The sequence below is a fragment of the Bacillus sp. AP50 genome (assembly GCF_040492675.1).
Classification (GTDB): Bacteria; Bacillota; Bacilli; order Bacillales; family Bacillaceae_G; genus Bacillus_A; species Bacillus_A cereus.
The window spans coordinates 1-4170 of sequence record NZ_JBEUTW010000033.1; the positions used below are offsets into that span (position 1 = coordinate 1).

Genomic DNA, 4170 nt, shown 5'->3' on the forward strand with positions numbered 1-4170 from the left:
GGTTTGAACAACATATGGAATTTTTATGAATATTACTGTAAAAAAATAATTTTTTAAAAATTTTCAATAATAATACTTTACAAAAATTAAAAAATTAGTAGAATAAGAATTAGTAAGAATCGTCTGATAAATATATAGAGAAAAACAGAATTATCAGAAAATTCTTTAATAGCTATCGTTAAGAATTAGGGAGGGTACAAAATGAAAAAGAAACAAATGAAAAAACTAACAGCAGTTGTAGTACCGGTTTTAGCAATGAGCATGGCACTAACAGCATGTTCTACATCAGGCGGAGATAAAAAGACAAGCACAAACTCAAGTGGAGATAGCAAGTCAGAGGGAAAATTAGCGGCAAAACAAGTGTTGAATCGAACAGTAAACCAAGAGATTCCAACGATGGATTCTTCTAAATCAACAGATACAGTATCTTCACAAATGCTAGGGAATACGATGGAAGGATTATATCGTCTTGATAAAGATAATAAGCCTATTCCAGCTGCAGCAGAATCTAGCACGAAAAGTGAAGATGGTAAAAAATATACATTTAAACTACGTAAAGATGCAAAATGGTCAAATGGAGATCCAGTAACGGCGAAAGATTTCGTATATGCTTGGCAACGTCTATTAGATCCAAAAACAGCTGCTGAGTATGCATTTATCGCATTCCCGATTAAAAATGCAGAAGTAGTAAATAAAGGAGAAAAACCTGTAACTGAATTAGGAGTAAAAGCAGTAGATGATCTTACGCTTGAAGTTGAGTTAGAGCAAGCAGTACCGTACTTCTTAAACTTAGTAGCATTCCCATCATATTATCCATTAAACGAAAAGTTCGTTAAAGAAAAGGGCGAGAAGTTCGGTATAGAGTCTGATACAACAGTTTATAATGGACCGTTCGTTCTTAAAGATTGGAAGCATGAACAAGGATGGCAATTAAAGAAAAATGATCAATATTGGGATAAAAAGACTGTAAAACTTGAAGAAGTTAACTTCAGTGTTGTTAAAGAACCAGCAACTCTTATCAATTTATATGATAGCGGTCAAGTTGACTTTGCTTTATTAACTGGAGAGTTCGTAGATAAATACAGAAATAAGAAAGATGAATTCGGAACATATTCACAAGTGAGTACGTATTTCATTCGTATGAACCAAAAACGTGATGGACAAGATACACCATTAAAGAGTAAAAAGTTACGTGAAGCAATTGCACTATCAGTTGATAAAAAGAATTTAGCAAACGTAATTTTAAATGATGGATCAAAAGAAGCTGACTTCTTAGTACCAAAAGGTTTAGCAACTGGACCAGACGGTAAAGACTTCCAAGAAACGTTTAAAAATGGTTTAAAACCAAATGCTAAAAAAGCTGCTGCAGCTTGGGAAGAAGCGAAAAAAGAGCTAGGTAAAGACCAAGTTACAATTGAATTCTTAAACTATGATACTGGTAATGCGAAAAAAGTTGGAGAATATATTAAGGACCAAATTGAGAAGAACTTAAAAGGTGTAACAGTTAACATTAAACTTCAGCCATTTAAGCAAAAACTAAAATTAGAAACTGAACAACAATATGATATTTCGTATGGCGGATGGAATCCGGATTATGCAGATCCAATGACGTTCTTAGATATGTTTGAGACTGGACATTCTCATAACCAAATGAGCTTCTCTGATCCTAAATATGACGGCATGGTGAAAAAAGCTGGAACGGAATTAATGAGCGATGCAAAGAAACGTTGGGAAGAGTTAGGAAAAGCTGAAAAAACATTACTTGAAGAAGATGTAGCGATTGTACCTTTATATCAACGTGGAGATTCTTATGTTTTACAACCAAATGTAAAAGGTGTAGTAAAACATAATATCAGTCCAGAATTTAGCTTTAAGTGGGCATATGTAACTGAAAAATAATAGAGTTGAAAAAGCATTTAAAAGTGGCTTAGCTACTTTTAAATGCTTTTTTTGTGAGCTTAAAATACTAATTTTTAGTGTGGTTAAATAGAGGCGAATAAGGTGTATAGTATATACATATAGTAGATGGGGGATAAATCCTACTAAATTAAAAAAATCAGAATATTTAAAATTAAACTATTTACAAATACGAAAAAAAGAGTAGAATAACATTAGTTGTAATTTTTTGAAAAAATAATCTTTAGTAAGGGGTCTCTCAAGGGTTGGTAATGTACATATAATTAGGGAGGGTACAAAAATGAAGAGAAAAAAGATGAAAAAGTTAACGGCAGTTGTAGTACCAGTTTTAGCGATGAGTGTTGCATTGACAGCATGTTCTGGGTCAGGTGGGGAAAAGAAAACGACTACTACATCAAATAGTGGGGAAGAAAAAAAATCTGATATTAAATATGCAGCGAAACAAGTATTAAATCGTACGGAAAACCAAGAAATTCCGACGATGGATACTTCTAAATCTACTGATACATTAGGTTCGCAAATTTTAGGGAACACGATGGAAGGCCTATATCGCCTTGATAAAGATAATAAGCCAATTCCTGCTGCGGCAGAGTCTAGTACGAAAAGTGAAGATGGTAAAAAGTATACGTTTAAACTGCGAAAAGATGCAAAATGGTCAAATGGTGATCCTGTAACAGCGAAAGATTTCGTTTTTGCATGGAAGCGCTTACTTGATAAGAATACTGCGGCAGAATATGCATTTATTGCTTACTATATTAAAAATGCAGAAGCAATTAATAAAGGAGAAAAACCTGTAACTGAATTAGGGGCGAAGGCGGTAGATGATTACACGCTAGAAGTAGAATTAGAAAAACCGGTACCGTATTTCTTAAATTTATTAGCATTCCCATCATACTATCCATTAAATGAAAAATTCGTAAAAGAAAAAGGTGATAAGTACGGTTTAGAAGCAGATACAACTGTGTATAATGGTCCATTCGTTATGTCTTCATGGAAACATGAACAAGGTTGGCAGCTGAAGAAAAATGATAAGTACTGGGATAAAAAGACTGTGAAATTAGAAGAAATTAACTATAGTGTAGTAAAAGAGGTTGCAACGAAAGTAAACTTATATGATACAGGATCAATTGATTTTACATTACTATCAGGAGAGTTTGTAGATAAATATAAATCGAACAAAGAAGAATATGGTGAGTATGCGGAATCAAGTACATTCTTCTTACGTTTAAATCAAAAACGTAACGGACAAGATACGCCTTTAAAGAGCAAAAAACTTCGTGAAGCAATTGCATTATCAGTTGATAAAAAAGGATTGGCAAATGTAATTTTAAATAATGGTTCAAAAGCAACAGATCAATTGGTTCCAAAAGGACTTGCGACAGGGCCAGATGGTAAAGATTATCAAGATACATTTAAAAATGGTCTGAAATATAATCCGAAAAAAGGAGCAGCAGCGTGGGAAGAAGCGAAAAAAGAACTTGGAAAAGATCAAGTTACAATTGAATTGCTAAGCTATGATGATGGAACTGCGAAAAAGATTGCTGACTATGTAAAAGATCAAATTGAGAAAAATTTAAAAGGTGTAACGATTAATACGAAAATTCAGCCGTTCAAACAAAAATTAAAATTAGAAACTGCGCAAGATTATGAAATTTCTTATGCAGGTTGGAGTCCAGACTATGCGGATCCAATGACATTTATTGATATGTTTGAATCGAAGAGCCCGTACAACCAAATGAGTTATTCAAATCCAAAATACGATGAAATGGTAGGAAAAGCAGGTAATGAATTAATGAGTGATGCGAAAAAACGCTGGGAAACGTTAGGGAAAGCTGAAAAATTATTCCTTGAAGAAGATGCAGGGTTAGTTCCTTTATATCAAACAGGAAGATCGTATGTAATGAAACCGAATGTAAAAGGAATTGTGAAACATAACATCAGTCCAGAATATAGCTTTAAGTGGGCGTATGTAACTGAGGATGGCGGAAAAAAATAAAGTGAAAGCATTTCAAAAGTGGCTGAGCTGCTTTTGAAATGCTTTTTAGTATGTATAAGGGAATAAATCTCGTTAGCCTATTGAGAATCGGGTAGGTAATTAGGAAGGTTCTATCGGAGGGATTTAGAGAGGTCAGTAAGTAGTAAGACAGATGATAGTAAGAGACCTCATGCTAATAAGAAAAATATAGAACGTAGTAATAGAGTGGAATAAGGGGAGGGATGTTTACATATAGTAGACGGGGATAATTCATATAG

At 33.6% G+C, this 4170-nt stretch carries 2 protein-coding genes; both read left to right on the plus strand.

Features of this window, described 5'->3' with window-relative positions; translation table 11 throughout:
* Window positions 1-201: 201 nt before the first annotated feature.
* The gene (locus tag ABWK52_RS04455; protein WP_086391345.1) at window positions 202-1899 is read left to right on the plus strand and encodes a peptide ABC transporter substrate-binding protein; all 1698 of its coding nucleotides are present in this window, start codon (window positions 202-204) and stop codon (window positions 1897-1899) included.
* A gap of 298 nt (window positions 1900-2197) precedes the next feature.
* Window positions 2198-3913 carry a peptide ABC transporter substrate-binding protein gene (locus ABWK52_RS04460; RefSeq protein ID WP_000823472.1) on the plus strand — a complete coding sequence of 572 codons (1716 nt, stop codon included), beginning with the start codon at window positions 2198-2200 and terminating at the stop codon, window positions 3911-3913.
* The last annotated feature ends 257 nt before the right edge of the window (window positions 3914-4170 follow it).

Coding starts and splice junctions, on each gene's coding strand:
- ABWK52_RS04460 (WP_000823472.1), top strand. CDS start 2,198: ATGAAGAGAAAAAAGATGAAAAAGTTAACGGCAGTTGTAGTACCAGTT.
- ABWK52_RS04455 (WP_086391345.1), top strand. CDS start 202: ATGAAAAAGAAACAAATGAAAAAACTAACAGCAGTTGTAGTACCGGTT.